Here is a 24,343-nt window from a genome sequence, read left to right on the forward strand (position 1 = left end):
ATACTCTCAGTGCCCAAATATAAAATGCATAGGAAGAGCGCAAATCGTATACGATTTGCGCTCTTCCTATGCAACAATTAGGTGTGCGAAGGTTAAGCTATGGTATTATTGTGAGATGAAATCTGTAATTTATCTTGTGCAGGCAGGAGCAAAACTATGGGGTATCTTAAAATATTTTTCGGGAATACCGCGATTCTTATAGCCGTGGCCTATTTGGCTAATCTGATCTATAAACATACCATTTCAAATGCAAGTGTAGGAATAAAGAAGGCGAGCTGGGTGATCCTGGCGATCTTTGCTGGTTGGATCAGTACTCTTTTTGGTTATAATCTGGACGACCATGTGATCTTTGATTTGCGGTTTGTACCCTTAATCATCTCGACGCTGGCATATCCTAGACCCATCACACTTATATTGATCGGTATAGGGACGGGGCTTACAAGGTTAACTTTTGGAGTGACAGAGGCAGCAGTTGCAGGAATGCTAAATCTTTTTGTTTTGGGAGTTATTTGCGCGGCGCTTAGCTACTGGGTCAGACGCTCAACCCTCAGTATTGTGAATCAAGGTCTGATCGTTATTCTAATCGTTAATCTTATGAATGCCATAAACATTATGGCGTTAGGCGTTATCCCTGTGGAAGAGTACATAAGAGAGATTATGCCAATTACGTTCCCTGCGGGGCTAATTTTAAGTATTTTGTTCTCATTAATTATCCGTGATTTTCAACTCGGTCTTCTAAGGAATGAGCAGATCCAGCATGCTAACGAACAGTTGTCTGCTCAGACTGAAGAATTACATAAGAACAAGCTTGATCTTGAAGAGCGTGCTAATCAGTTAATGATGGCATCTCAATTCAAATCGGAATTTCTAGCCAATATGTCACATGAGCTTAGAACTCCACTGAATAGCATCATTAATTTATCGCAATTAATTGAAGAAAATGATGATTTGCTTACGGAAGCAGAAATAAGAGAGTATGCAGCCATTATCCATCGTTCGGGTGATGAATTATTGATGATCATCAGCGATATTCTGGATTTATCCAAGGTGGAGGCAGGTCGATTAGATATTATAAATATAGAATTAAATGTTAGCGAGATCCCAGATTTGCTGGCAATGCAATTCGCTGTGACGGCCAAACAAAAAGGGCTGGATTTTAATATCTACATGGATGAGAATGTCCCTCCAATGATTCATTCCGATCCACATCGCGTGCAGCAAATTTTGCGTAATTTGCTCTCAAATGCTTTTAAATTTACAGAGACAGGTTACGTATCGCTGCATATCCACGAGCAGGAAGGTGGGGAAGCGGATGCCGTGCAACACTGGCTTGTATTTGATGTGGAGGATAGTGGCATAGGAATCACGCCGGAGAAGCATGCCATGATCTTTGAAGCCTTTCAACAGGCAGATAGAACGACTAGCCGGAAATATGGTGGAACAGGACTAGGACTTTCTATTAGTAATGACTTGGCCAGATTGCTCGGCGGATTCATTTCTATGGAGAGTGAGGAAGAGAAGGGGAGTCGGTTTTCGCTTTATTTACCCCTTGAAGTGGATAGTGAGTAAAGCTCCAATATTATTTGGTGATTTGGCGTATTGACAGTAGATTGATGCGGAGTAGAATGAAGCCAATGCCGCATCAAAGGAGTGTTACCGCCTCTATGGACAACATGGAAAATAAGCATAAGGTTACGGTTTCAAAACGTGTTCGTAAACCTTCAGTTCATCGAAGAAATTTGCGTATAGCTACGCTGGAAGGTGTGCCATCAACTATTTTTCAGGTACTGCTGCAAGGGCAGTTCCTAACAGGATTCCTACTATATTTAGGAGCTTCCTCTAGTCAAATTGGATTTGTGCTAGCGCTTACTACATTAGTTAATGTGGCACAGATTGGTGTAGCCTTTCTGATTCAGAAGCTGCCAAGTCGCAAATGGGCCATGGTTACTTTTATCGGTCTGCATAGGATACTTTGGGGTTCTACGGGACTAATCCCGTTTATTTTTCCTAAAGAATATTGGGTCATTGCATTTATTGCTTTATATACTACTGCTTTTATTGCCAATACTGCTGGTGGTGTGCTGTGGAGCTCTGTGATTAGTGATCTAGTTCCCGCACGGGTACGTGGACGTTATTTTGGGATTCGTAACACTGTCCTGAATGCACTTGGAAGTTTGGTTATGTATGGCGGAGGTATTATTCTGGACCGTTATCCCGGGGGTCATGGTTTTCTGATTCTATATATTGTTGTGTGGATCTTCTCGATATCGAATGTCGTAGTATTCTTTTTTTATCCGGATGTACCGTTCGAGAAATCAGAAGAGCATAAATTTTTGCCCATGTTTAAGAAACCGCTTAAAGATACATTATTTATGAAGTCAACCTTGTTTCTGGCTGCTTGGCTGTTGTTGCAGAACCTAACGGTTCCGCTATACTCTTATGTCATGTTGCAGTTACTTCATATTAATTATGAAACGTTGTCATTGCTTAATGTGTCCCAGACCGTGTTTATGATGGCTAGCTTCTACGTTTGGGGCAATCTAAATGCGAAATACAGCAATAAGCGACTGTTATTCTTTACTTTGCCGATTATTGCGCTGTCCTCATTGATGTGGGGACTCTTGTCTGTGATGCCGATGCTGGTGGTCTTATTTGCGGCCCATATCGTTTTTGGTGTTGGTGTAGGCGGTTTCAACCAGCTGGCCTTTAACTTTATTATTGGAGACACGCCGAAAAAAGAACGTCCGATGTATATGGCCACATATGCGGCGCTTACCGGGTTATCATCCTTTTTTGGTCCGCTTATTGGCGGTCAGCTCTATGAAAAAATTGCGCACTGGCCGCAATGGACTCAGGTATACGGTATGCAGCTAGTGGTAGGGACGCTGATGATTGCACTTGCGTTTCTGCTAGGTCGTCGTATTCTAAAGGACGAATAGAAGTAAAAGGGGGTTATTCCTTGTTAAGAATAGCGATGGTATTAGGTGCCACCGGATTGGTAGGCAAAGCGGTTACGGAGGAATTGTTAAACCGTGATGGCTGGAAAGAAGTAAGGGTGCTTGTACGGACACCGTTAGCCATAGAACATCCTAAACTTAAACAAATCGTTGTAGATTGGGAGAACCTAAGAAACTATACAGAGTCGTTCGAAGGGGTACATTCCATCTTCTGTTGTTTAGGGACTACGATAAAAAAGGCGGGTTCACAAGAAAAGTTTGAACGAGTCGATCTACACTATCCGCTTGATGCTGCAGCCATAGCGAGAGAACAGGGTGTTAAACAGTTTTTGGTCGTCTCTTCAATAGGGGCAAAGGCGAAGTCGCGTAATTTCTACAGTCGGACTAAGGGAAGAGCGGAAGAAGGTTTAACCGCTATTGGATTTCAAGGTATGCATATATTTCGCCCCTCCTTGCTACTAGGCCAACGTGAAGAATTCAGATTAGGGGAGAGAGTCGGAGCCAGTTTGATGAAAGCGCTGGATTTTGTAATGGTGGGTAAGGCGGCTAAATATCGTGCGATACCTGGTACGACAGTCGCAAGAGCTATGGTTAACATTGCGTCTGCGGATACCCGTGGATTACATATTTATACGAATGAAGTGATACATGTGATTGGGAAACGCTAAGCTTTCTGGGTCTCTAATAAATTTGCATTAAGATGAGAACAGGACTTACAATGGACAATAAATGATCAGCGCATAATGGAGAGGGGTAGTAAGATGAGCAAAAAACAAGTAGCTACAACAAAAGCACCCGGAGCAATCGGTCCTTATAGTCAAGCTATAACCACGGGTAGCTGGGTATACACTTCAGGACAACTTGGTCTGAATCCGGAAACGGGTAATTTGGCTGAGGGTGTACAAGAACAAGCGCGTCAAGCGCTTAACAATGTACAAGCCATTCTTGAGGAAGCTGGTGCAACATTAGACCATGTAGTAAAGACAACTGTATTCTTAAAGGATATGAATGATTTCGCGGCCGTTAATGAGGTTTATAGCACCTTCTTTAAAGAACCTTATCCTGCCCGCAGTGCTATTGAGGTTGCGCGTCTACCTAAAGACGGACTTGTTGAGATTGAAGCGGTAGCTCGTAAGAAATAAGGAGTTATCCTTTTGCACTTTTATTATTTTTATCAAAATGGCAGGCTAAGGTGGATAACCCTAGCCTGCCATTTTTTATATTAGAATTAGTAACTTCTGTATCTCCGATACTTACTACGGCGGGGTTTGAACAATAACCAGATGCTGTAAAGAAGCAGGAGGCCTGCTGTAATCAGTCCCGTTAAATAGACATCGCTGGTCTCTTTGTGTTCCAAGGCAATCGCAATGAAGGCCCACACGAATACGAGTGGGTAAATGCTATCTCGGTAAGGATAGCTGACCACAATTGCAAGTAGAGTTCCCACGCAGAGCATAATAACGCCCCAAGTGCTACCGCTAAGACCCCAACCTCCCCAATGATTCTTTTCTAGAACAACGCTGATGTTCACGATAGTAGCCACAGAGATCCAGCCAAGGTATATACTAAAGGGTAGCTTCATCAGCCATTTCTCGCCTGAGGTAGGATTAGCGATCAAACGTGTTTTTCGGTAAATGACAATCAGTGTGATTAACATCAGCACCATAGCAACCAGAGAGAGCTCAATGTATAAGTATTGCCAAAGGAAGAGCCAACTCATATTAAAAATACAGCTCAGAACAAACCAGAACTGAATCGCCCTCACAGAATCTCTAGAGGCTGTATAGGAGCGGAATTGATAAATAACGAAGCCGGCTAACAGTAGATAAATCAATGACCAGATGGAAAACGCGTAACCGGCAGGTGTGATGTAGGTCTGATATTTATCAGAGATTTCTCCAGTGCTGTGCCCGCCTAATGGTAAGGTGACCGAGAGCACATTCACGATAATCACACCTAAAAAGAACAGAAGATTCCACCATTTATAAGGATTATAACGTCTCAAAGAATTCACTCCCTAGCTTTTTAATAGGGTGATGCTTACTTAGAATATACCCGCTTTCGGCACAATTAAGACTATAAACAAGAAAAGAAGTGACTAGTGAGTCATAATGTTCATGGATAGTATGGTAGTGGTGAAGGGTACTTTACGATAGTGGATAGAACATTTATTAAAAATATGCTGAAATGAATCAAATTCATGGGTGTTTCTACGTACTTCAACTTTATTTGTATAAAAATCTACAGAAAATATGCAGAAACGTTTTTAAATCAGCGCTTTTTCGTATAAGATGAAGAGATGAAGATTCAAGAGCAGATAAGTTTTATCCTAGTTCTTTATCCTTATATTTCTTACAGGAGTGTATCTCATCTCTAAAAGGATGGAGAAACTACTTCTACTTGTATAGCTTCAAAATTTATTTCTCGCGGAAAAGGTTGCAGTTACCACCTGATGGTGGCGGACTGGTTCTTTTTTTGCTTGCTTAAAAGACAGGAGATCACCGATGACTAAGCATCTTTATGCAATATGGTTGGGGGATGTGTTATTTTGCTTCTCTGGCGAAACTTCGGAGCCGAAGGTTGACGCTTGGACCCGAGTGGTGAAGCGGCTGGAGCTGCAGGGAGGAGTTCGCCCTTTTGCGAGTGCTGCTCTGCGGCTCGCAGAAGTGAAATATCCGGCTCCTCCTGTAGAGGGGAAGCCAGCACGCCGTGGATTGCCCGGAAGAACATTCGAAGGGCTCGCCTTAGTCCCTAGCGATGCATTTGAACTGCTTCTGGCATGGGATGAGACGTTATGCCGAGATCAGGGAGTAGAGCCTGGAGGCGAATTGCGCTATTGGGCGGCAGCAGCTCGCTTTGCGCTGGAATTGATGGGTACAGGCGGCGTTACGCCAGGAGCCTTGCCCCCACGTCCGGTAGGTTCACGCCGTCGTGGTGGTGAACAGGCAGCAACGGTCTGCTGGTCTCCAGCTTTTCGAAAGCAGGAGGATAAGGAGATCTTTCTGCAGCTGGCGTCGTCCATGCCGGTATTGGCCTTAGGGACGCATATTGCTGAAGCGGGGGATTTATCTTCGAGGGAAGAGGCTGGCGCCTATGTGCTTTACTCCTTTATGCAGGCGGTAATGACTGCAGAGATCAAGAAAGTGATTGCGGGTATTGAAAGTGAACTTACCCCTTACAAAGCCAATTATCGCCGGGGTTACTCCCCTTTAACTGAGCTGTGGTGGAATAGTCTTCTTACAGGCAGCCGGGATATACCCGTGCAGGGAACTCAAGCAGAGGTGACAGATCTTCTGGCTACTGTGAATGAGACAGCTGGTAGCGATGTGCCGCAATCGGAACCTGAAGAAGCGCGGAGTGGACAGCTGGGTCTTGGGCTACGTCTTGAGCCCCCTGGAGATAATGACGAAATCTGGCGCTTAACCTTCTGGGCGGAGAACAAGGAAGAAGGGGAATTCTGGATTCCGGCAAAATCGATTTGGAGCAGTAAGGAACGAGAGTTTACGTTATGGGGGAAACGCTATCGCAATATACAGCAGCAGCTTCTTATAGCGCTGGGCCGAGCGGCAAGAATCTCTCCAGACATAGAGCGCGCTCTTTCTATGCCTGCACCTACGGGAGCAGATTTGGAACCAGAGCGTCTTTATTTCTTTTTGAAGGAGACGGTGCAGCAGCTGCGTGAGCGTGGAATAACCGTGCAGATGCCATCGCGCTGGAGCCGTGAGGGACGCCGCCGGATTGGCATGAAAATGAAAATGCAGCCGGTAGTGAGTGGGATTGATAGTCCTGCTCCAGTGGCTCTTGGGATGGAAGAGCTGATTTCATTTCGCATTGAAGCCTCACTTGGGGAGAGTACAATCAGTGAAGAAGAACTAAACGCACTAGTGGAGGCAGGCGTACCCTTTGTACGTTTCCGCGGAGAATGGATTGAGGTAGATCCTAAAGAAATTCGCCAGGTTCTTAGATATATGAAACGCCATGAAAATGGGGAAATGACCGCAGCCGATTGGATGCGTCTAGAGGCTGAGGATGGTGAAGAGCGGCTCTGGAAAGGGATGTCGGTCACGGGGATGGAAACATCCGGACTATTGTCATCGCTGATGCGGGGCGACATATTGCGTAATCTTCCAGTGCGTGCCGTACCTGAAGGTCTGCACGGCACCCTGAGACCTTATCAGGAGCGCGGCTATCAATGGCTCTCCGTTCTCAGTGGTCTGGGATTTGGGGTGTGTCTGGCCGATGACATGGGTCTTGGTAAGACGGTGCAGGTCATTACCTGCCTGCTGGACCGCGCTTTAAGTGCTCCACCTGAAGAGAAGCAGGAGCCTGTCTTGATTCTATGCCCAACCTCACTTTTGGGGAACTGGCAGCGGGAATTGCAGCGCTTTGCGCCTTCTCTTAAAGTTCACATTCATCATGGTGGACGCCGAGTGCGGGGAGATAGCTTTTTAGAACTGGCTGCCAGTCATGATATTGTATTGACGACCTATCATTTAGCAGGTCGTGACAGCGAGGATTTAGCGAATGTTCAGTGGTCCACTGTGGTGCTGGATGAAGCTCAGTATATTAAGAATCATCGGACGAAACAGGCGCAAAGTGTGATGAAGCTATCAGCGCCGCATCGCATAGCTATGACGGGGACACCTGTAGAGAACAGACTAGGTGAGTTATGGTCTATTTTTCACTTTTTAAACCCGGGTTATCTAGGAACCTACCATTCCTTCCGGCAGCGTTATGTATCTGGAGAGGGTGGAGAACGACTAAGGGAATTGCATCGCTTGGTATCTCCGTTCTTGTTGCGCCGCTTGAAAAGCGATCCGGATATCTCTAAAGATTTACCGGAGAAGCTGGAGCTGAAGTCTTATTGTCCGCTGACGGAAACACAGGCAGTCCTATATCAGGGTGTCGTGGATGAAATGCTTGGCGTGATCGGAGAGAGTAGCGGGATGGCTCGCAGAGGACTCGTGCTGTCTTCTCTAACGAAATTGAAGCAGATTTGTAATCATCCTCAGCTATTCCGCAAAGAAGAAGGCAGGGGTCCACGAAGTGAGCATTCCGGTAAAATGGAAGTCATGTTCGAGATTCTGGATAGCATTGCGGAGGTCGGAGAATCTGTGTTGATCTTTACTCAATATGTAGCGATGGGTGAGCTCTTGGTTAGCAAGCTGACTAAGCGTTATGGAACAGCGCCGCTGTTCTTGCACGGCGGAATTCCTAAACGAGAGCGCGACGAGATGGTTCATGATTTTCAAGAGGGAAAAGGCCCATCCTTCTTCGTACTTTCTTTAAAAGCGGGTGGCGTAGGGTTGAACCTTACAAGAGCTAATCATGTCATCCATTACGACCGTTGGTGGAATCCGGCAGTTGAGAATCAGGCGACAGACCGGGCGTTCCGAATTGGTCAGGATAAAAATGTTCAAGTGCATAAGTTGATTTGCCAAGGAACGTTGGAAGAACGTATTGATGAATTGATTGAGCGTAAGAAAAATCTTTCCGAGCAGGTTGTTGGCTCTGGCGAAACATGGTTGACTGAGATGTCCAATCATGAGCTGAAGGAACTTATTGAACTGCAGGATCAGGACTGGATGTAAGACAGATATGAGTGTTACGGAGGGATCGAACAATGAGTGAACGGTTAGAGATGCAGCTGGAAGTTGTGCCTGGATTAGTAAAAGCAGCATGGACGGTGCTACCTGGGAAAGTGACGGGAGGGTCTCGGTCGAAGGGTGAATTGAACGCCAGCGCGCCTGCTCAGGAACAACAAGCGGATCGACCTCTCTCTCTGAAGGTTCCGGTATGGCATGCTTCCCGAAGAAAAGAAATATTACGAAGTCTGGCACTAAGTCCCGGGGAAGTATTTGCCTTGCTGCAAGGGCGTTTGACGGGTGAACTGGCAGAGCTTGAGCTTCTACCTACCGATAGTGAGCTGGAGCAAGCCCTTTTTGAGGGTGAAGGTGTGGAGTATAAGGCGGAGACTTTGAAGCTTATTAAAGAACGTCTTGCTGAAGAGCCACTGCTGGCACTTTCGCTGAGAGGATTTACTAAAGGAGAGCTCTTGGACGGAATTTTTGCCCTTTGGGCTGAAGGGAATATTTCTAGCGACGAAGCTGAAACAGAGGAAGAAGAGGCCTCTGTTAGTGAACTTTCTACGGAATTGGCTCGGCTTGAACGCAAGGGTCCGGCCATTTCCTCTGGCGAATGGCTGGCAGAAGCGGCTGCTGAAGGTTCGCTACATCAGCCTGGGCCACAGTTCCATGAGATTGCGGCTAGACCGTTTCCTTCGCCGGTAGTAGTAGCTGAAGTTACAGAAGACTGGGGAACATTGCTACCGCAGACACCTAAAGCCATTGAGGGATTAACTTTGATTATGCAGCGGGTTGCAGAAGCGTCTGCACGTCGAGCGACTAAGGGTCCGATTAAGCGGTAAGTGAAAATACGAAAGAGGCTGTCTCAAAAGTAGTGAATGCTACTCTTGAAACAGCCTCTTGTTTTGCCTAACTATCTAACAGAGTTTCTGGTTAGTTATTCTAATGCTGACCAGCAGGGGGCAATTCTCCTTCTGAAAGCTCTAGAATTTCGCGGCGAAGACGAAGCATTTTTTGATCTAGTTCATCAGCGGCGCGCGCGGCTTCTTTCAGTTCCTCAGCGACATGCGAAGGCAACTGCTTATCGAATTTATAATACAGAATATGTTCCATGCTTGCCCAAAAGTCCATAGCTAGGGTGCGCAGCTGGATCTCAGCCTTGACCCAGCGTGTTCCTTCCAGCAGGACGAGTGGGATACCGACTATAAGATGAAGGCTTTGATATCCGTTTGGTTTAGGATGAGCTATATAATCTTTAATCTCAAGCACGCGGATGTCTTCGCGTGTACTAAGATGATCTACTAAACGGTATATATCTTTAACGAAGGCACATACAATCCGCATTCCGGCAATATCGTGAATGTATTGCTCCATATTTTCCAAGCTGAAACCGTAGCCTTTGCGCTCCATCTTTTGAAGAATGCTCTTTGGTTCTTTGATCCGGCATTTGACATGTTCGATGGGACTGAAGCCGTCGCGGGATTGCCATTCCGTCTTGATTACATCAATTTTATTCTGAAGATCATTTAACGCGTGGCGATAGAGTGCCGGTAAGGCTTCGAATTCGTTAACCAGTTTGGCGAAATCCTCGTTGCTGTTACCTTGCCACTGTTGCAGATCCTTTACGTGTACCTGTAGCTGACTAAGCGTAAGCTGTGTGCTCTCATGTTCTTCCACTGAAACTCTCCCGATTTCGTTATTTGTGATAATTCTATTTTAACCGATGTAGAACCCCTGACGCAAAATTACATTCAAAATTAGGAAATATAACCCATAAGTGTAAGGGGGAAGTGGCTTAAATCAATTAGTATGGATTTTATAGGAACATTCTCCTCTAAATCGCGTATTAAAGCACATTAATGAATCTACTCGATACATTTGGTATGATAGAAACACGTATCGCTGGAGAGGGAGGAACTGTAATGAGTTTTATCAAAAAATTAAAGATAGCGCGAGCCGGGTTACCGAAAAAGCCCAAAACTCAGTAGAGATCGGCAAGCTGAACGGACTTATTTCCGATGTTGAACAAGAGATGGAAGTTGAATTTACGAAAATGGGCAGACTTTTTTATGAAGGATATCGTTCAAAGGATATGTCGGTAGCTGAAGGTAAAATGGTGGAGCTGTCCCGTAACTGTTCCAAACTTCAGGAAAAAATCGAAGTCCTGCGGACACGAATTGCTGAGCTGAAAAACGAGCGGTTATGTTCATGTGGTCATATTGTGGCGCTTGATGCAAACTTTTGTCCGAAATGCGGAAGTAAGCTGGAGCCATTGTCCGCTTCGAGAAGGGTGCCTTCTACACCGGTATTTGTTCAATCTGTGAATGAAGATGACGAAGATCAATATTATGGTGCAGATGAGCTTACGGATGAAGAGAAGGAAATTGCAATGAAGCTGCACCCGCAGAGTGTTGTATATGCTGAAGTTCAGCATCCGGATGATGAGCTGCCACTTGAAGAATATAAGGCGAGCGAGCAAGAGATTGAGCGGGAACGTAAACAAGCCGAGCAGCTGGAACGGGAAAGAAAAAGACAACTTGAACTAGACCGTCGCTTCGGCGAATGGCACAAGAATGAGCACCAGGAGGAATCTGCGGTCACTGAGGACCATGGTGTACGAGATATGATCCAGTGCCAAATCTGTCGGAACGAATTACCTAAGGGCTCCTTATGGTGCCCGCGATGTGGGTCAGAGCAAATATAGAACGGATTTCAGTCAGCTTAGGGGGACAACAAGATGGAACAGCTGCTGCTGCATCTGCGCAATCTGGGCTTCACAGAGATGGAGTCCAAAATTATGGTAGAGCTTGCGACAAAAGGTCAGGCTTCTGGCTATGAGGTTGCCAAACAGCTCGGAGTTTCAAGATCGAATGTGTATGCGGCGTTACAACGCCTTACGCAGCAGGGATATGTACGATGTGGCGAAGGAGAACCTGCGCGGTACAGTGTTCTCAATCCAGAGGAGCTTGCGACCATGATCTCGGGACGGGTTCAAGCTTCACTGGCTTATATGGAAAGTGAGATGCCTCGCGGTGGACCTGTTAGCCCTTCGTTTTATAATGTGGAAGGTGACCGCAATGTATTGGGCGCTCTTATTCGCCAACTTAATATGGCTGAGCAAGAGATCGTAGTGGATATGTGGCGTGAGGAAGCGTCACTTCTACGGAGTGAACTTGAACAGGCGGAGTTGCGTGGCGTTAGACTCTTGTGGGCGTTTGATGGTGGCAATGCTGCTCCTGCCGCCTATCCGGTATGGCCGCCTCTCGGAAGAGATTCTCAGCGAACAGATGGACGGAAGTTCTCATTCGTGATCGATCGGAGCTGGTGTATGCTCGGGATGCGCTATGAAGATGGATCGGCGCAAGCGGTTGTAACCGAGCACCCGGTGTTAGTAGATCTGCTATTGAATCATTTTGCACAGGAAATGGTGCTGTTCGAGCTGGAGCAGGATATGGGCGCAGAATTAGAAGAACGTTATGGTGAGCGTTACAGCAAAATTCACAGCAAATATGTGATGCATGATCCAGGCGATGATGGGGAAGAACAGGCGCAGTAGCTATTACAGGGAGGTGAAAAGCATGGAATGTATCGTACATTTTGAAGTGGTGCATGAGGATGGTCCTAAAAAATTGCGTGGACTGCTGTTTCTGGATAAAGGAGCAAGTCCCGGAGAAGCAGAGCTAGTTGAAATGTTCAAGGACATGAAATTTAACGTGAGACTGGAAGACCGCGAGAAATTGATCTTTAAACCGGTAAATCCGGGCGATTTCGTGGAGATTCGAATTACGGGTTATGATAACGGGCAAGAAAAGAGCAAAGATGATCATAACTTAAAATCTATCGTTGGAAATTTATTACCACAAAAACCGACAGGTCTATAAAGTGGGGAGAAAGGATTCATTGATGGGAGAAGGAGGAGCACAATGGAGCTGTTGAGACAAAAGGTGTTAAAAGAAGGTATTGTACTCGGGCAAGGCGTGCTCAAGGTAGATTCTTTTCTGAATCATCAGATGGACCCCTTTCTAATGCGTGAGGTTGGCCGTGAGTTTACCCGCCGTTTTTCCGGCGAAGAGATTACGAAGGTACTGACGATTGAATCTTCGGGAATTGCTCCGGGGATTATGACGGCATTAGAGCTGGAGGTTCCGCTGATTTTTGCACGTAAGCAGAAATCGTTGACGCTGACAGAGGATATTTATGTAGAGAAGGTGTACTCCTTCACGAAGAAAGAAACGAATGAGATCACCGTTTCTAAGAAGTTCATTGCTCCGGGAGAGCGGGTTCTAATTGTCGATGATTTCTTGGCAAATGGCGAAGCCGCCTTCGGACTTGCTCGAATTGTTGAGCAAGCAGGGGGAAGTGTAGTTGGGATTGGTATTGTGATAGAAAAAGCGTTCCAGCCGGGGAATCGGCTGCTGCAGGAAGCTGGATACCGGGTAGAATCACTTGTGCGGATCGCTTCACTGGAGGATGGAAACATTTCTTTTGTGGATGAAGAGTAAGAGCAGCTTGGCTGAGACTCTTTCCTGAAGATTAGGACGAAGTTAACATTAAAACAGCAAGAGACAGGTTTGGAAGCCTGTCTCTTGCTGTTTTTTGTTTGTGATATGCACGGGTATGGCTTACCCGTTGCCACCGCATGCCGCTGCAGCATCGGCGGGGCGCTGTGCGCCAACCGCCGCCAGCGGCGAGAGCACCCGCAGCGTCCCTGGCTCGCAGCGTACGGCAAGCGGCCCTTTGCCGAAGCTCTCGCCATCGCCGATCGCCGGCCGGGCCTCTGCGAAGTTGACGGCTACGCTACGTCCACGCAGCATCGACACGAAGGGCAACGCTACATGCTTGCCCTTCAGTACCGTTGGGAACAGCCGCAGCAGCTGCCCGCGGCTGCACCCGTGCACGACGCAGACGTCGAGCTGGCCGTCATCGGCCTTCGCCTGCGGGCAGATCAAGAGCCCGCCGCCGTAGCTGGGCAGGTTGCAGACCGAGACCAGCCATGCCTTCTCAAAGACGTGCTCCGTCCCGTCGCACGCAACACTCACCCGGCATGGCTTAAACGTCATCAGCGTATGCAATATGCCGATGATATAAGCCAGTTGGCCTGCGCCAATGGCATTGCACAGCCGTTTGTAACGGCTGGCATTCACATTCTCGGCCACCTGAGCATCGAAGCCGTTGGCAACGGCTGTTAAAGTCAGTCCGTTTGCGCCTGAGATCAGATCGGCTTCGATATACCGTTCGCTAAGTGCAGCTTCCAGCGCGGCTTCAGTCGAAAGGGGAATGGCGAAGCCGCGTGCGGAGTCGTTACCGGAGCCGGCAGGGATGATTGCCATAGGAATATCTTTGCCACGAAGGGCACCCAAAATGCTGTGCAGCGTGCCATCGCCGCCGATTACAATCGCGGCTTTCCAGTCCTCACGGTGTTTAATTGTATTTAGAACGAGGGCTTCTGCACCCTCTGCGCTATGCGTAAACAAGGTCATATATGGCAGCATCCGCTCTTTCATGATCGCCTCTACAGTATGCCAGGTCCGCCCGCCTGCGCCCCCGCCGGAACGCGGGTTTATGATGAATAGATACATTTAAATTCCTCCAGCCTGTAGAATTCCGTTGATGCCCGTCTTTCCATTGTAAGGAGTGGATGGGCAAAAGGGAATACTTTTCAGCGATAAGAGGTGTTAGTTCAGCGGTGTTTATAGATGCCGAATCTGACTTTCTGCGATATCCCCAACCCAAGGGAGCTTATACCATCTGCTGCTTAAAGCTTGATAGATCATAAGCAGCCATATAGCAAAGCTGCAAAGAGAAAGGATTGCACTCAACAGAGAACCGAGAAAAGGGATAAATCCGGTTAGGACATGGAGAATCATCAGCACGCCGAACGTAAGCAGTGATTGCAACGCGTGGAACAGCACGAAGCGGTTGCGTTTCTCCAGAGCGAGAAAGACCACGCCGCCGATAAAAGGGAAAAAATAGCACAGCGCGCCCGCAATATTATCGGGTAATCCGGTGGATGATTTGAAAGGGGACAAAGGGCTCACTCTCCTTCTACTTGGAGAAGAAGGGGGTTAGTTCGCTACTCCTTCTTCCTTAAAAGCCTATGACTTGTCAGGAAAAAGTATGTTTAGCTCATTGTGGGTATAATATACTTTTCCAACAGCTTGCGGGGGCTCTTCCAATTGTTTGTCTTACTCTCTGCTGTAAAGACCACAACCGCATCTAAATTGGGTAGGATAAGGATTTGCTGTCCGCCATGACCGTGGGCAAGCTTGTAGGGTTGGCCGCTCATCGTACCCACCCAGAACTGATATCCGTAATCTCCAAAAGCCGGGTATCCCGTAGTCTGTACAGTTAGTGCTTCTTGCAGCCAATGCTTCGGAATGATCTGCTGCTTCGCAAATACGCCTTTATTAAGCAGACACATACCAAATTTTGCCATATCTCTTGAGTTTAAGTACAAACCAATATGTCCCATACTATGTCCTTCGGGACTCGGTAACCAAGCCGTGTGAGTCATTCGGAGAGGGCTAAATAAATGCTCAGCAGCATAGGTGAATGCATCGAGACCTGTAGATTCACTAAGGATCATCGAAATCAGATGGGTGTCGATACTACGGTATTGAAATTGACCGATATGTTCCGGAATTATGTTCATACTAAGAGCAAAGGAACCCCAGCGGCGACTACGATGGAGATTCCGGACGAAAGGCTCCCCCAGCTTCTTGCCCGTGATCCAGCTAAATCCGGAAGTCATGGTAAGCAGATGACGGAGAGTGATTTTTGATAAATGAGGGGAGTGCAGGTATGGAACATGTTTACGAAGTACCTTGGAAACCGAGACATCGATATCAGGGATATCTCCCCGATCGATAGCAATTCCGATAATTGCGCTGATAAAGCTTTTAGTCGCAGATCGAAGATCATTTAATGCCCCGGCATGATGGTTGCCGTAATAACGTTCAAAGATGAGCTTGCCATGGCGAGCAATAAGCATACTATGCATCTTTGGATATTCTTTCTGAATAGCATAATCAGCTTGTTCAAGACCCTCACGGCGCGTTGCAGTTTCCTCGGGTAGCGCGGTAGTCATCGCGGGAACTACGTTATAAGATGAAGTCAGTAATGGTGTAGGTTGGCCCATAATGATCTCCTTTTCTTGCTGTGGTATGTGCTAGGTGTGGCCTGCTATAGAGCATATTGTATTTTAACCCGACACGAGCAATATGACTTACGAAGAACATTGTAAAAAAATAAAAATTTTCCAATTAGCACATTTTACAAGGAAAGGTGGAAGTTGGACCGGAATATGATACAATATAACGATAAGGCCCGAAAGGGGTGATTCAGTAAGTGGCTCTTCGGGTAATAAAAGTGTCAAGGAGCTTTCGTTCAACAGGCGTCCTTACTCTCAGCCCAAATCACGACGAACCTGCTTCACCGGCGAACCAGTATCTCAAGGCTTTGAAGCTTTGAATTTTACGTTTTGGCGGATAATGCAAGCCACGTATGTGTAATGGTTACTTCACTTGCATTCGAGGTTACGGCGTACTTTTCATCATGCATTCTCTACAACGGAGCATTCATTTTCAATGTTTTGGGAGGGAACTGAATCATGGCAAGTAAAGGTCATAACGAAGTCAAGGAAAGTTTACGGGAAATGACACGCATTTTCCGGCCCAAAGATCCCAAGAAATTCGTAAAGGAGTACGTCCGAAAATATCGGATTACCGGAGGCTATGAAGAAGAACTGACCATGGTCGTGGAGCATGAGCTGGTAAAGATGAATTCATCCGTCTCCTAGCTAACAGATACGAGTGTCACTTACTTTTGACATCATTTTGAGTAATAACATCCACGAGGATTCTTATAAACCGTGCCCGAGCAGCGTTTGTTGCAGGAATCGGTTTTTTTTGTATGTACATTTATGAATAAGAAATATTGTTTCTCATAGAATAGTCAAATGAATTAATAGACACATTTCACAATGAATGCGCTTTAATGATCATTTTTTATTTGATTGCGTTTTCAAAAAATGCGCATAAATGCAGGTGGGACAAGGAATTTTTATGTCGAAAATTACAATGTGAACTAGTTGTGAACGATTGACAAAACTTTCCCTTAAACTTATATTAATAGTGATTGTTATAATTGACAGAAAAAAACAGGAACCTACGAAATCGGGAAAAGCGGGGTAGATCAATGATGAAAACGTGGCAGGCTGTAAAGCGACTCCTTCCCATGACCGCTATGTTTGGTCTCTTTCTTGCCGGGTGCGGCCGTGAGGACTTGTCAGCGCTCAGACCACAAGGGCCTCAGGCGGAAATGTCTTACGGATTAATGGAGCTGTCGATCAGTATTATGATCGTCGTGTTGCTGATTGTCTTTACGATTGCAGCTTATGTACTGATCCGTTTCCGTCGAAAGCCGGGTCAGAATGAAATCCCTGAGCAGGTTGAGGGTAGCATCAAGCTTGAGATTCTCTGGACGGTCATTCCGCTTATCCTCGTAGTGGTACTGGCAGTTCCAACGGTGAAAGCAGTGTTCGCCGCAGGAGATGATCATGCCAATGACAAGGATGCGATTAAGGTTAAAGTAACCGGCCACCAATATTGGTGGGAGTTTGAGTATACCGATTACAAGGTGACTACAGCGCAGGATCTGATTATTCCGGTGGGCAAGGATATTGCCTTTGAACTGGAAACTAAAGACGTGCTGCACTCCTTCTGGGTCCCTTCCCTTTCCGGTAAAATCGACACCAACCCAGCCGGAACGATTAACCGTTTCAGCTTCAGTGCACCTAATGAAGGCGTTTACCGTGGCAAATGTGCGGAGCTATGCGGGCCGTCACATGGATTCATGGAATTTAAGGTGAAATCGGTTAGTGAACAAGACTTTCAGAAGTGGATAGATTCGATGAAAGCACCCGTAGCTGTGCTGCCAGAGGATCCTGCTTTAGCTGAGAAGTTCAAAGCGGCGTGTCTGACTTGCCACGCTGTAGGTGATCAAGGGATTAATAATGCGCCGAACTTGACTGGAATTGGTTCTCGGGAGTCGATTGCAGGGATCCTGCTCAACGACGACACGAGGGAAGATGGTGCACCAATTGAGGAGAATCTCAAAACATGGCTGCATGATCCACAATCCGTAAAACCGGGCAATCTGATGCCTAACCCCAAAGATCTAGGCCTAAGTGATGCGGAGATTGATGGCATTGCTGAGTATCTGGCCAACTATAAGCTGGACTAATGCCTTAGCCTAAAGGCGGGCGGAACTTTCGAAAAAGGGGGTACGAACTTTGGCTCAAGCAGCGCATACCTTGAATTCATCCAAGCCTCTGGGGCATGGCCACAGTGTGAAGCGCCATACAGGACTTATGGATTGGCTAACAACCGTCGATCATAAAAAAATCGCAATTTTGTACCTATGGGCCGGAGGATTATTTTTTGGTATCGGCGGAATTGAAGCACTTCTGATTCGCTGGCAACTCATCAAACCAATGAATAATTTTTTGGATGCCCAAACGTTTAATGAACTTATTACCATGCATGGTACGACGATGATATTCCTCGGCGTCATGCCAATCATCTTCGCCTTAATGAATGCCGTCATACCGCTACAGATCGGTGCACGTGACGTAGCCTTTCCTTTTCTAAATGCACTTGGCTTCTGGACCTTCCTGTTCGGCGGAATTCTACTGAATCTCAGCTGGATAATGGGTGGTGCTCCTGATGCCGGATGGACCGCCTACACCCCACTATCTACGAGTACATACAGCACTACACACGGTGTAGACTTTTATACGATTGGTCTTCAAATTGCCGGATTAGGGACCCTCATCGGGGGGATTAACTTTCTAGCCACGATCATTACGATGCGCGCGCCGGGAATGACCTACATGCGGATGCCGATGTTTGCTTGGACTACATTTATTACTTCCGCAATTATTTTGTTTGCATTTCCGGCAGTTACAGTAGGTCTAGTACTGCTGACATTCGACCGGATACTTGGAGCCAATTTCTTCGAGGTTGGGGCTGGGGGTAACCCGGTGCTCTGGCAACATATCTTCTGGATATTTGGTCATCCAGAAGTATATATCCTCATTCTGCCTGCCTTCGGAATTATATCGGAGGTTATCCCGACTTTTTCACGGAAGCGACTGTTCGGGTATAGCTCAATGGTGTTCGCTACCATCCTGATTGCCTTCCTGGGCTTCATGGTTTGGGCTCACCATATGTTCACTACCGGACTTGGGCCGGTAGCTAACGCGTTGTTCTCTGTATCTACGATGTTGATTGCGGTTCCGACAGGAATCAAGATTTTTAACTGGTTGTTCACGATGTGGGGCGGGCAAGTGCGCTTCACGACACCGAACCTGTTCGCGGCAGGATTCATTCCTACCTTTACGATGGGTGGCGTCACTGGCGTCATGCTGGCTTCTGCGCCTGCTGACTTTCAGTTCCATGATACGTATTTTGTTGTAGCGCATTTTCACTACGTTATTGTGGGCGGCTTGGTGCTTGGCCTGTTTGCAGGTCTGCATTACTGGTGGCCGAAGATGTTTGGACGGATGCTAAGTGAGAAGTTGGGCAAATGGACCTTCTGGACGTTTATCATCGGATTCCATCTGACATTCTTTGTACAACATTTCCTTGGACTCATGGGGATGCAACGTCGGGTATTCACGTATTTGCCGAATCAGCAATTCGATTTGCTGAATTTAGTCAGTACAATTGGTGCTGGGCTGATGGCTGTCGGTACGATTATTTTCTTAGTCAATGTCTTCCTAACTTCAAGAAAGCCAATGGATGCAGCTGATGATCCGTGGGAGGATGGACGTACACTAGAATGGACGATTTCTTCGCCACCGCCAGAATATAATTTCAAGCAAACCCCGCTTATCCGTGGAATTGATGCATTCTGGAAAGAAAAGATGGCAGGAAATAAAGGCATGACTCCGGCTGAACCCGTCGGTTCGATTCATATGCCGTCTGCGACCATATTGCCGTTCACTATGTCTGTTGGGATTTTCATCGCTGGACTTGGCTTCATGTTCAGTCGGGATGACTTCGGCAACGCCTTTATGAGCTTTATGTTTAATAATTATATCGTTACAGCCATCGGTCTTATCATTACGTTTGGATCTATGCTGTTGCGTTCGCTGTATGATGATCATGGATGGCATATTGAACCTGAAGAGCTGGAAGGAAGTGAGCGGACATGACAACGGCACATGCAGAAGCTTCTAAGGAAGAATTTCCTCACGAGCCGGAAAAAGCTACGCTCGAAGGACGAAACAAGGTTCTTGCCTTTTGGTTGTTTCTAGGTGGGGAAGCGGTATTGTTCGGCACGTTGTTCGCTACGTTCCTCGCATTGCGTAATCAGACGAATGAGGGGCCATCGGCGAATGAATTGTTTCACTTACCGCTTGTAGCTGCTGCAACATTCATTCTTTTGGTAAGCAGTCTGACGAGTGTATTCGCTATCCAAGCGATGCATAGGAACCGTCCGGCAGTGCTTCGTAACTGGCTTTTGGTAACTGTAGCCTTAGGGCTTGGCTTCCTGATTCTGGAGATCTATGAGTTTACTCAATATGTGAGACACGAAGACTTCGGAATGACTACAAGTGCATTTAGTTCGGCATTCTATACCTTAGTAGGATTCCACGGTGCGCACGTAGCTTTCGGGATTGCATGGATCGCCATCCTGATTGGGCAACTCATGCGTAAAGGATTAACCGTAGTTACTGCACCAAAAGTGTATGTGTCAGCCATGTACTGGCATTTTATTGATGTGGTATGGGTCTTCATCTTTACGGTTGTATACCTACTTGGAAAGGTGGGCTAGACACTATGACGAAAGATCAGCATCTGCCAGAGAACGACGGGTATAAACATCGTCATCGGCATGAAGGGCCACAGAGGCATATTGTTGTCTTTATACTGTCCATTGTCTTGACCTTAATTGCTTTCGCTACTGTTGCGGCTGGAGGTGTGAATGCCACCTTTGCGATTATTCTACTACTGGTGATGGCAGTCATTCAGGTCATTGTACAGATGGGCTTCTGGATGCACCTGAAAGATAAAGGACATTTAATACCGATTATCTTCATGCTGGGTGGTTTTTTTGCCGCCGGTACCTGTATTATTATGTCGCTGTACTGGGTTTGGTGGAATTAACGGACAATAAAGAAAGAGGTGGGCTGAGATGCCCCCTCTTTTTGATGTTTCGATAGATCCTGCGTTAGGGGGTTAGGGTTATGCTGGGATTACAATATTTTAGCTTTGCAGAACTATGGAGCCCGCTTTTTTTGGCGGTTATGCTGCTGCTGACGGCGGGTTATTTCGTTTGGATTGGTCCGATTGCTGGACGTTATGCCGATTCAGTTCCGGTTCCGTTCTGGCGAAGAGCACTATTTGTGTGCGGAATGCTTGCGCTTTATGTGGCACAAGGCGGTCCTGTTAGTCTATTAGGACATATGATGTTTTCCTTCCACATGGTGAGTATGGCCTTATCATACCTAGTGGCGGTGCCGCTGATTATGCTGGGGATTCCGGATTTTATCTGGCGCAGCATATTGAGAGTAAATCCATTTCGTCGGTTGTCTTTTTTAGCTCGACCGGTGGTAGCTGCCTTACTGTTTAATGGACTATTTTCCTTGTACCATATTCCTGTTATCCATGATTATGTAATGCTACATTTTACCGTTCACAGAATCTACTATATTGTTTTATTTTTAACAGCTGCCTTAATGTGGTGGACATTGATCAATCCGCTACCGGAGCGCCGAATGGCGAGTGGACTGGGCAAGATTGGGTTTATTTTTCTAAACATGGTATTGCTGACACCAGCCTGCGGACTGATTATTTTTGCAGATCAACCGCTCTATGCTACTTACAGTGATCCGGAGACTTGGGCACTTGCCATGGGCTATTGTATATCGGGTGATCCTTCTGCCTTACTTCAGAATTTTGGGGGTCCTGCGTTCTTTTCATTGTTGTCACCAAAAGTGGATCAGCAGGTGGGAGGTATCGCGATGAAGTTCATTCAGGAATTTATTTTTGCCTCTATGCTTGCTTATGTGTTCTATCATTGGTATAAAAAAGAGAACGGACAAGAGGGCGATGAATTATCGACGCCTTCCTCAGCACTCGAGGAGAGCACCTTGACCCGTGCATAACTGGTAGACTGCCAAGGAGGAGAATCATGGATATTTTTACGGTGTTTCCAACTATTAGCACATCGTTCATCGTGCTCAGTGCGGTGCTCGTAGCTATTGGCTGGTGGCTCATCATTAAGGGCAAACGCGAGGCGCACAAGAAGACGATGATTGCTGCCGCAATCGCTGCGCTCCTGTTTTTTATTGTTTATGTATCTAGAACGTTGTTCGTGGGAAACACCTCATGGGGCGGACCGGATGAACTTCAGACGATTTATCAAGTGTTTCTGATCTTCCATATCGTGCTGGCAACGGTAGCTGCGGTATTCGGACTTACTACGTTAACTCTTGGATTTAAGGCGAAGTACTCCAAGCACCGTAAGTGGGGCAGAGTGACATCTATAATCTGGTTCATTACTGCGATTACTGGCGTTATGGTGTATGTGCTGCTTTATGTTCTGTATCCAGGTGGACACACCAAGCCAGTGTGGGAAGTTATTTTGGGCGCGTAAGATAGTTGCGTGAATAGAGCTTGTGATTGGCATGTGAAAAGAGCATGTGAATATGCGTGCGAATCGTACGTGAATTTGTGTGAATAGTAATGAAATAAGCCTGTGCATCTGCTCGTTCCTAAATAGGGATGATGGATGGTGGGCTTATTTTAGTTTATGGAGTTGGGGGAGTGCTGAAATCTTGAAATTGTACTGTGAAATCACTTGTGATCTGAACAGTGCGTGATGTGAAGCATTCTATTTACTTATTTTTAGGGAAAACCTCCCTGAAAAAGATAAGTTTTGAGCTCGAAAAACGATAATTAGGGAATTTCTCCCTGTATTTTAACCGTTTAAGCTCTAAAACGTAGAAATGGGTGAATTTATAGGGAGGAATTCCCTAAAAACGATGATTTCAGGCTAAATCCAAGTAATTAGAGGGAGGTTTTCCCTAATTGTTGATTCTACTAGCAGTTACACCCACCGAGCGATCACATCCACTCGCAGTAGCACCCGTCGAGCCTTCGCATCGATTGAGCGGTCGCATCCATTAGTGGTCACAACCACCGAGGAGTCACTCCCGCCCTTCAATCACCCCACAACATCTGGCCCTACACCTACAACCCATTGACGAAGCAACAATGAGGCTGTCCTCACTCCGCGTCCTTCGCTCACATTCAACCTCTCCATAAGTTATGTTTAATCCTCTGATCAGTTAATCCCAATAATGATCAGTTTCCCATACGTGCAAAGCCTTCTCCAAAGGGGGGAGCGCATACCTCCTAATCAACTTGAATGTTTTCCATTTACAGGATTGACAATGGTAAATTAAGGACATATACTGTGTATATAGATATATACAGTAAGCACAGGGATATGAACACCTGCTTCTGCTAGACGCTGAAGACATTGTAAAGCGAGGTTAGTTTTAATGAGAACATTAAAAGATTCATGGTTTATGTTGCGCTCTGATTTTCGCGGAGACAAATTAAAGATATTAGGGACCCTCGTAATAACAGTTATTTTTATGTGTTATCTTGGTGGAATGACTAGCCTGGTAGCAAATGACGTACTAGGTGAGCAGGATCGGACGATGATAACAGATTTCTTATTTCTCTCCTTTATACCCTTATTGGGATTAACATTCTCTCGCCGTTCCATGAAATATTGGAGTGAAGACTCTTACACAAAAATGTTGGTTTACTTAAGAACCTTACCGATTCCAGCTGCAGTAATACTATCGCGGAGAAAACTTCAGGGGGTAGGCTCCTTTATTCTAAATGGTACGTTATTCTTCGGTATTGTTTACTTGTTAGGGGAAAATTTCCGGACAGAGCTGGCGGTTCCCTCGTATATAGCTTTTGCCATTACATGGCTCGGCTTCGGATTCATGGTCTCAGGTCTATATATTTTTATTGAGTATCTTTTTAGCGGCAAAGCTTATCTATGGCTAACATTGCTTATCGTAGTGTTATCGTGGGGAATATCATTCCTAGTTACACTTGGGGGAGGCAATTTGTTTTTATACAGTATCTCCTATTCCAAGGAGTGGGGGCTGTTATCTCCGATCATGTGGGGGTCACTTCTGCTGGGGACAATATCTGTGCAGTTATTCTCTAAATGGACTATACATCGGCTGAAGAGTCGCAATCTCGTATAAAAAATCGGAATGGCAAGGACTGCGCTCTAGCACGCTAGAGTGGAAGGCGAGGTGTAAATAATGTGGATACCGGTACAAATCAACGAAAATAGTGCAGAGCCCCTCTATCATCAGATAGAGACTCAGCTTAGATCCTTAATCATTAGCGGAGTCATTACAGAAGGTACGCTACTGCCCTCGATTCGTGAGTTCGCAGGAGATCTGAAATGCAGTGTAATTACAGTGCGGCGCGTATATCAGGATCTGGAGAATGAAGGTTTGCTGCGAACGAGACAAGGAACAGGTACCTTTGTATCCCATGTAGGCGACGGAGCAATGGAAGAATACAAACGGGACACGGTAGGCAAAGCACTTGAAAGTGCTGTGGATATCGGCCGATCGATACATTGCAGCAAGGATGAACTTGAGCAGATTTTTATGGAGATTGTAGAACGCAAGTATAGAGCAAAGGAATGAAAGGGGGGGCGCATGCTCATATGGTACAGATGGCTATAGAA

General features: G+C 46.3%; 24 protein-coding genes. 19 read left to right on the forward strand and 5 right to left on the reverse strand.

Annotated elements, in window-relative coordinates; translation table 11 throughout:
• Positions 1 to 156: 156 nt before the first annotated feature.
• The 4 genes from PAENI_RS05635 (at position 157) to PAENI_RS05650 (ending at position 4,099) form a co-directional block, all read left to right on the forward strand.
• The gene (locus tag PAENI_RS05635) at positions 157 to 1,569 is read left to right on the forward strand and encodes an ATP-binding protein (RefSeq protein WP_149644611.1); all 1,413 of its coding nucleotides are present in this window, start codon (positions 157 to 159) and stop codon (positions 1,567 to 1,569) included.
• 95 nt (positions 1,570 to 1,664) lie between these two features.
• On the forward strand, positions 1,665 to 2,939 hold the full coding sequence (locus PAENI_RS05640; protein ID WP_081382976.1) for an MFS transporter: 1,275 nt from the start codon (positions 1,665 to 1,667) through the stop codon (positions 2,937 to 2,939).
• 20 nt (positions 2,940 to 2,959) lie between these two features.
• Positions 2,960 to 3,625 (forward strand): oxidoreductase, encoded by a 666-nt coding sequence (locus tag PAENI_RS05645; protein ID WP_149644612.1) that lies wholly within the window; start codon positions 2,960 to 2,962, stop codon positions 3,623 to 3,625.
• A 93-nt stretch (positions 3,626 to 3,718) separates the two neighbouring features.
• Positions 3,719 to 4,099 (forward strand): RidA family protein, encoded by a 381-nt coding sequence (locus tag PAENI_RS05650; protein ID WP_076285938.1) that lies wholly within the window; start codon positions 3,719 to 3,721, stop codon positions 4,097 to 4,099.
• Between the two features lie 86 nt (positions 4,100 to 4,185).
• Here the strand turns inward: PAENI_RS05650 and PAENI_RS05655 are convergent, their stop codons facing one another.
• Complete coding sequence (locus tag PAENI_RS05655) at positions 4,186 to 4,962, reverse strand: tryptophan-rich sensory protein (protein WP_149644613.1); 777 nt, start codon at positions 4,960 to 4,962, stop codon at positions 4,186 to 4,188.
• A gap of 499 nt (positions 4,963 to 5,461) precedes the next feature.
• Here PAENI_RS05655 and PAENI_RS05660 point away from each other — a divergent pair, with 499 nt between their 5' ends.
• Together PAENI_RS05660 and PAENI_RS05665 are read left to right on the forward strand one after the other, a co-directional pair.
• A complete protein-coding gene (locus PAENI_RS05660) occupies positions 5,462 to 8,548 on the forward strand; it encodes a DEAD/DEAH box helicase (RefSeq protein WP_076285936.1) in 3,087 nt (1,028 codons plus the stop codon).
• Positions 8,549 to 8,580: 32 nt separating this feature from the next.
• Positions 8,581 to 9,384, forward strand: coding sequence for a hypothetical protein (locus PAENI_RS05665; RefSeq protein ID WP_149644614.1), 804 nt, complete (start codon positions 8,581 to 8,583; stop codon positions 9,382 to 9,384).
• A gap of 100 nt (positions 9,385 to 9,484) precedes the next feature.
• Here the strand turns inward: PAENI_RS05665 and PAENI_RS05670 are convergent, their stop codons facing one another.
• Entirely contained in the window at positions 9,485 to 10,159 is a 675-nt protein-coding gene (locus PAENI_RS05670; RefSeq protein WP_042193221.1) for a GTP pyrophosphokinase, read from the reverse strand.
• 415 nt (positions 10,160 to 10,574) lie between these two features.
• Between PAENI_RS05670 and PAENI_RS05675 the strand changes: the two genes are divergently transcribed.
• The 4 genes from PAENI_RS05675 to PAENI_RS05690 are packed head-to-tail and all read left to right on the forward strand — an operon-like array spanning position 10,575 to position 13,044.
• A complete protein-coding gene (locus tag PAENI_RS05675; RefSeq protein ID WP_262495515.1) occupies positions 10,575 to 11,246 on the forward strand; it encodes a zinc ribbon domain-containing protein in 672 nt (223 codons plus the stop codon).
• A 33-nt stretch (positions 11,247 to 11,279) separates the two neighbouring features.
• On the forward strand, positions 11,280 to 12,098 hold the full coding sequence (locus PAENI_RS05680; protein ID WP_042184525.1) for a TrmB family transcriptional regulator: 819 nt from the start codon (positions 11,280 to 11,282) through the stop codon (positions 12,096 to 12,098).
• Between the two features lie 22 nt (positions 12,099 to 12,120).
• Positions 12,121 to 12,423: a hypothetical protein gene (locus tag PAENI_RS05685; RefSeq protein ID WP_042184527.1), complete on the forward strand. Its 303-nt coding sequence runs from the start codon at positions 12,121 to 12,123 to the stop codon at positions 12,421 to 12,423.
• Positions 12,424 to 12,465: 42 nt separating this feature from the next.
• Positions 12,466 to 13,044, forward strand: coding sequence for a xanthine phosphoribosyltransferase (locus tag PAENI_RS05690; RefSeq protein WP_149644616.1), 579 nt, complete (start codon positions 12,466 to 12,468; stop codon positions 13,042 to 13,044).
• Between the two features lie 120 nt (positions 13,045 to 13,164).
• On the opposite strand, the gene PAENI_RS05695 is transcribed toward PAENI_RS05690, so the two are convergent.
• The 3 genes from PAENI_RS05695 to PAENI_RS05705 all read right to left on the reverse strand — a co-directional run bounded on the left by PAENI_RS05695 (position 13,165) and on the right by PAENI_RS05705 (position 15,680).
• Positions 13,165 to 14,121, reverse strand: coding sequence for a diacylglycerol/lipid kinase family protein (locus tag PAENI_RS05695; protein WP_149644617.1), 957 nt, complete (start codon positions 14,119 to 14,121; stop codon positions 13,165 to 13,167).
• A gap of 111 nt (positions 14,122 to 14,232) precedes the next feature.
• Complete coding sequence (locus tag PAENI_RS05700) at positions 14,233 to 14,571, reverse strand: DUF4870 domain-containing protein (protein ID WP_060626766.1); 339 nt, start codon at positions 14,569 to 14,571, stop codon at positions 14,233 to 14,235.
• Between the two features lie 92 nt (positions 14,572 to 14,663).
• Positions 14,664 to 15,680 carry a serine hydrolase domain-containing protein gene (locus PAENI_RS05705; RefSeq protein WP_149644618.1) on the reverse strand — a complete coding sequence of 339 codons (1,017 nt, stop codon included), beginning with the start codon at positions 15,678 to 15,680 and terminating at the stop codon, positions 14,664 to 14,666.
• A 471-nt stretch (positions 15,681 to 16,151) separates the two neighbouring features.
• On the opposite strand from PAENI_RS05705, the gene PAENI_RS05710 reads away from it, so the two are divergent.
• From PAENI_RS05710 to PAENI_RS05750, 9 genes are all read left to right on the forward strand, one after another.
• Positions 16,152 to 16,340, forward strand: coding sequence for a hypothetical protein (locus tag PAENI_RS05710; protein ID WP_042123803.1), 189 nt, complete (start codon positions 16,152 to 16,154; stop codon positions 16,338 to 16,340).
• 398 nt (positions 16,341 to 16,738) lie between these two features.
• A complete protein-coding gene (gene coxB, locus PAENI_RS05715) occupies positions 16,739 to 17,785 on the forward strand; it encodes a cytochrome c oxidase subunit II (protein ID WP_149644619.1) in 1,047 nt (348 codons plus the stop codon).
• Between the two features lie 127 nt (positions 17,786 to 17,912).
• On the forward strand, positions 17,913 to 19,760 hold the full coding sequence (gene ctaD / locus PAENI_RS05720) for a cytochrome c oxidase subunit I (RefSeq protein ID WP_149644684.1): 1,848 nt from the start codon (positions 17,913 to 17,915) through the stop codon (positions 19,758 to 19,760).
• Positions 19,757 to 20,383: a cytochrome (ubi)quinol oxidase subunit III gene (locus PAENI_RS05725; RefSeq protein ID WP_042184533.1), complete on the forward strand. Its 627-nt coding sequence runs from the start codon at positions 19,757 to 19,759 to the stop codon at positions 20,381 to 20,383. Before ctaD ends, PAENI_RS05725 begins: the two co-directional genes overlap by 4 nt.
• Positions 20,384 to 20,388: 5 nt before the next feature.
• Positions 20,389 to 20,715, forward strand: a complete 327-nt coding sequence (locus PAENI_RS05730; RefSeq protein ID WP_149644620.1) for a cytochrome C oxidase subunit IV family protein — start codon at positions 20,389 to 20,391, stop codon at positions 20,713 to 20,715.
• A gap of 80 nt (positions 20,716 to 20,795) precedes the next feature.
• Positions 20,796 to 21,716: a cytochrome c oxidase assembly factor CtaG gene (gene ctaG, locus PAENI_RS05735; protein WP_149644621.1), complete on the forward strand. Its 921-nt coding sequence runs from the start codon at positions 20,796 to 20,798 to the stop codon at positions 21,714 to 21,716.
• 26 nt (positions 21,717 to 21,742) lie between these two features.
• Positions 21,743 to 22,207 (forward strand): DUF420 domain-containing protein, encoded by a 465-nt coding sequence (locus PAENI_RS05740; protein WP_042123812.1) that lies wholly within the window; start codon positions 21,743 to 21,745, stop codon positions 22,205 to 22,207.
• A 910-nt stretch (positions 22,208 to 23,117) separates the two neighbouring features.
• Positions 23,118 to 23,846, forward strand: coding sequence for a hypothetical protein (locus tag PAENI_RS05745; RefSeq protein WP_076285927.1), 729 nt, complete (start codon positions 23,118 to 23,120; stop codon positions 23,844 to 23,846).
• A gap of 60 nt (positions 23,847 to 23,906) precedes the next feature.
• Positions 23,907 to 24,302, forward strand: a complete 396-nt coding sequence (locus tag PAENI_RS05750) for a GntR family transcriptional regulator (RefSeq protein WP_076285926.1) — start codon at positions 23,907 to 23,909, stop codon at positions 24,300 to 24,302.
• Positions 24,303 to 24,343: the final 41 nt, after the last annotated feature.

The organism is Paenibacillus sp. B2(2019), assembly GCF_008370385.1.
Lineage (GTDB): Bacteria > Bacillota > Bacilli > Paenibacillales > Paenibacillaceae > Paenibacillus_AQ.

Excerpts from the sequence above, each read along its gene's own strand:
- PAENI_RS05665 (WP_149644614.1), top strand. The coding sequence starts at position 8,581 with ATGAGTGAACGGTTAGAGATGCAGCTGGAAGTTGTGCCTGGATTAGTA.
- ctaD (WP_149644684.1), top strand. The coding sequence starts at position 17,913 with ATGGATTGGCTAACAACCGTCGATCATAAAAAAATCGCAATTTTGTAC.
- PAENI_RS05740 (WP_042123812.1), top strand. The coding sequence starts at position 21,743 with ATGGATATTTTTACGGTGTTTCCAACTATTAGCACATCGTTCATCGTG.
- PAENI_RS05745 (WP_076285927.1), top strand. The coding sequence starts at position 23,118 with ATGAGAACATTAAAAGATTCATGGTTTATGTTGCGCTCTGATTTTCGC.
- PAENI_RS05675 (WP_262495515.1), top strand. The coding sequence starts at position 10,575 with ATGGAAGTTGAATTTACGAAAATGGGCAGACTTTTTTATGAAGGATAT.
- PAENI_RS05685 (WP_042184527.1), top strand. The coding sequence starts at position 12,121 with ATGGAATGTATCGTACATTTTGAAGTGGTGCATGAGGATGGTCCTAAA.
- PAENI_RS05650 (WP_076285938.1), top strand. The coding sequence starts at position 3,719 with ATGAGCAAAAAACAAGTAGCTACAACAAAAGCACCCGGAGCAATCGGT.
- PAENI_RS05710 (WP_042123803.1), top strand. The coding sequence starts at position 16,152 with ATGGCAAGTAAAGGTCATAACGAAGTCAAGGAAAGTTTACGGGAAATG.
- ctaG (WP_149644621.1), top strand. The coding sequence starts at position 20,796 with ATGCTGGGATTACAATATTTTAGCTTTGCAGAACTATGGAGCCCGCTT.
- PAENI_RS05640 (WP_081382976.1), top strand. The coding sequence starts at position 1,665 with ATGGACAACATGGAAAATAAGCATAAGGTTACGGTTTCAAAACGTGTT.
- PAENI_RS05750 (WP_076285926.1), top strand. The coding sequence starts at position 23,907 with ATGTGGATACCGGTACAAATCAACGAAAATAGTGCAGAGCCCCTCTAT.
- PAENI_RS05660 (WP_076285936.1), top strand. The coding sequence starts at position 5,462 with ATGACTAAGCATCTTTATGCAATATGGTTGGGGGATGTGTTATTTTGC.
- PAENI_RS05695 (WP_149644617.1), bottom strand. The coding sequence starts at position 14,121 with ATGTATCTATTCATCATAAACCCGCGTTCCGGCGGGGGCGCAGGCGGG.
- PAENI_RS05705 (WP_149644618.1), bottom strand. The coding sequence starts at position 15,680 with ATGGGCCAACCTACACCATTACTGACTTCATCTTATAACGTAGTTCCC.
- PAENI_RS05690 (WP_149644616.1), top strand. The coding sequence starts at position 12,466 with ATGGAGCTGTTGAGACAAAAGGTGTTAAAAGAAGGTATTGTACTCGGG.
- coxB (WP_149644619.1), top strand. The coding sequence starts at position 16,739 with ATGATGAAAACGTGGCAGGCTGTAAAGCGACTCCTTCCCATGACCGCT.
- PAENI_RS05725 (WP_042184533.1), top strand. The coding sequence starts at position 19,757 with ATGACAACGGCACATGCAGAAGCTTCTAAGGAAGAATTTCCTCACGAG.
- PAENI_RS05730 (WP_149644620.1), top strand. The coding sequence starts at position 20,389 with ATGACGAAAGATCAGCATCTGCCAGAGAACGACGGGTATAAACATCGT.
- PAENI_RS05635 (WP_149644611.1), top strand. The coding sequence starts at position 157 with ATGGGGTATCTTAAAATATTTTTCGGGAATACCGCGATTCTTATAGCC.
- PAENI_RS05680 (WP_042184525.1), top strand. The coding sequence starts at position 11,280 with ATGGAACAGCTGCTGCTGCATCTGCGCAATCTGGGCTTCACAGAGATG.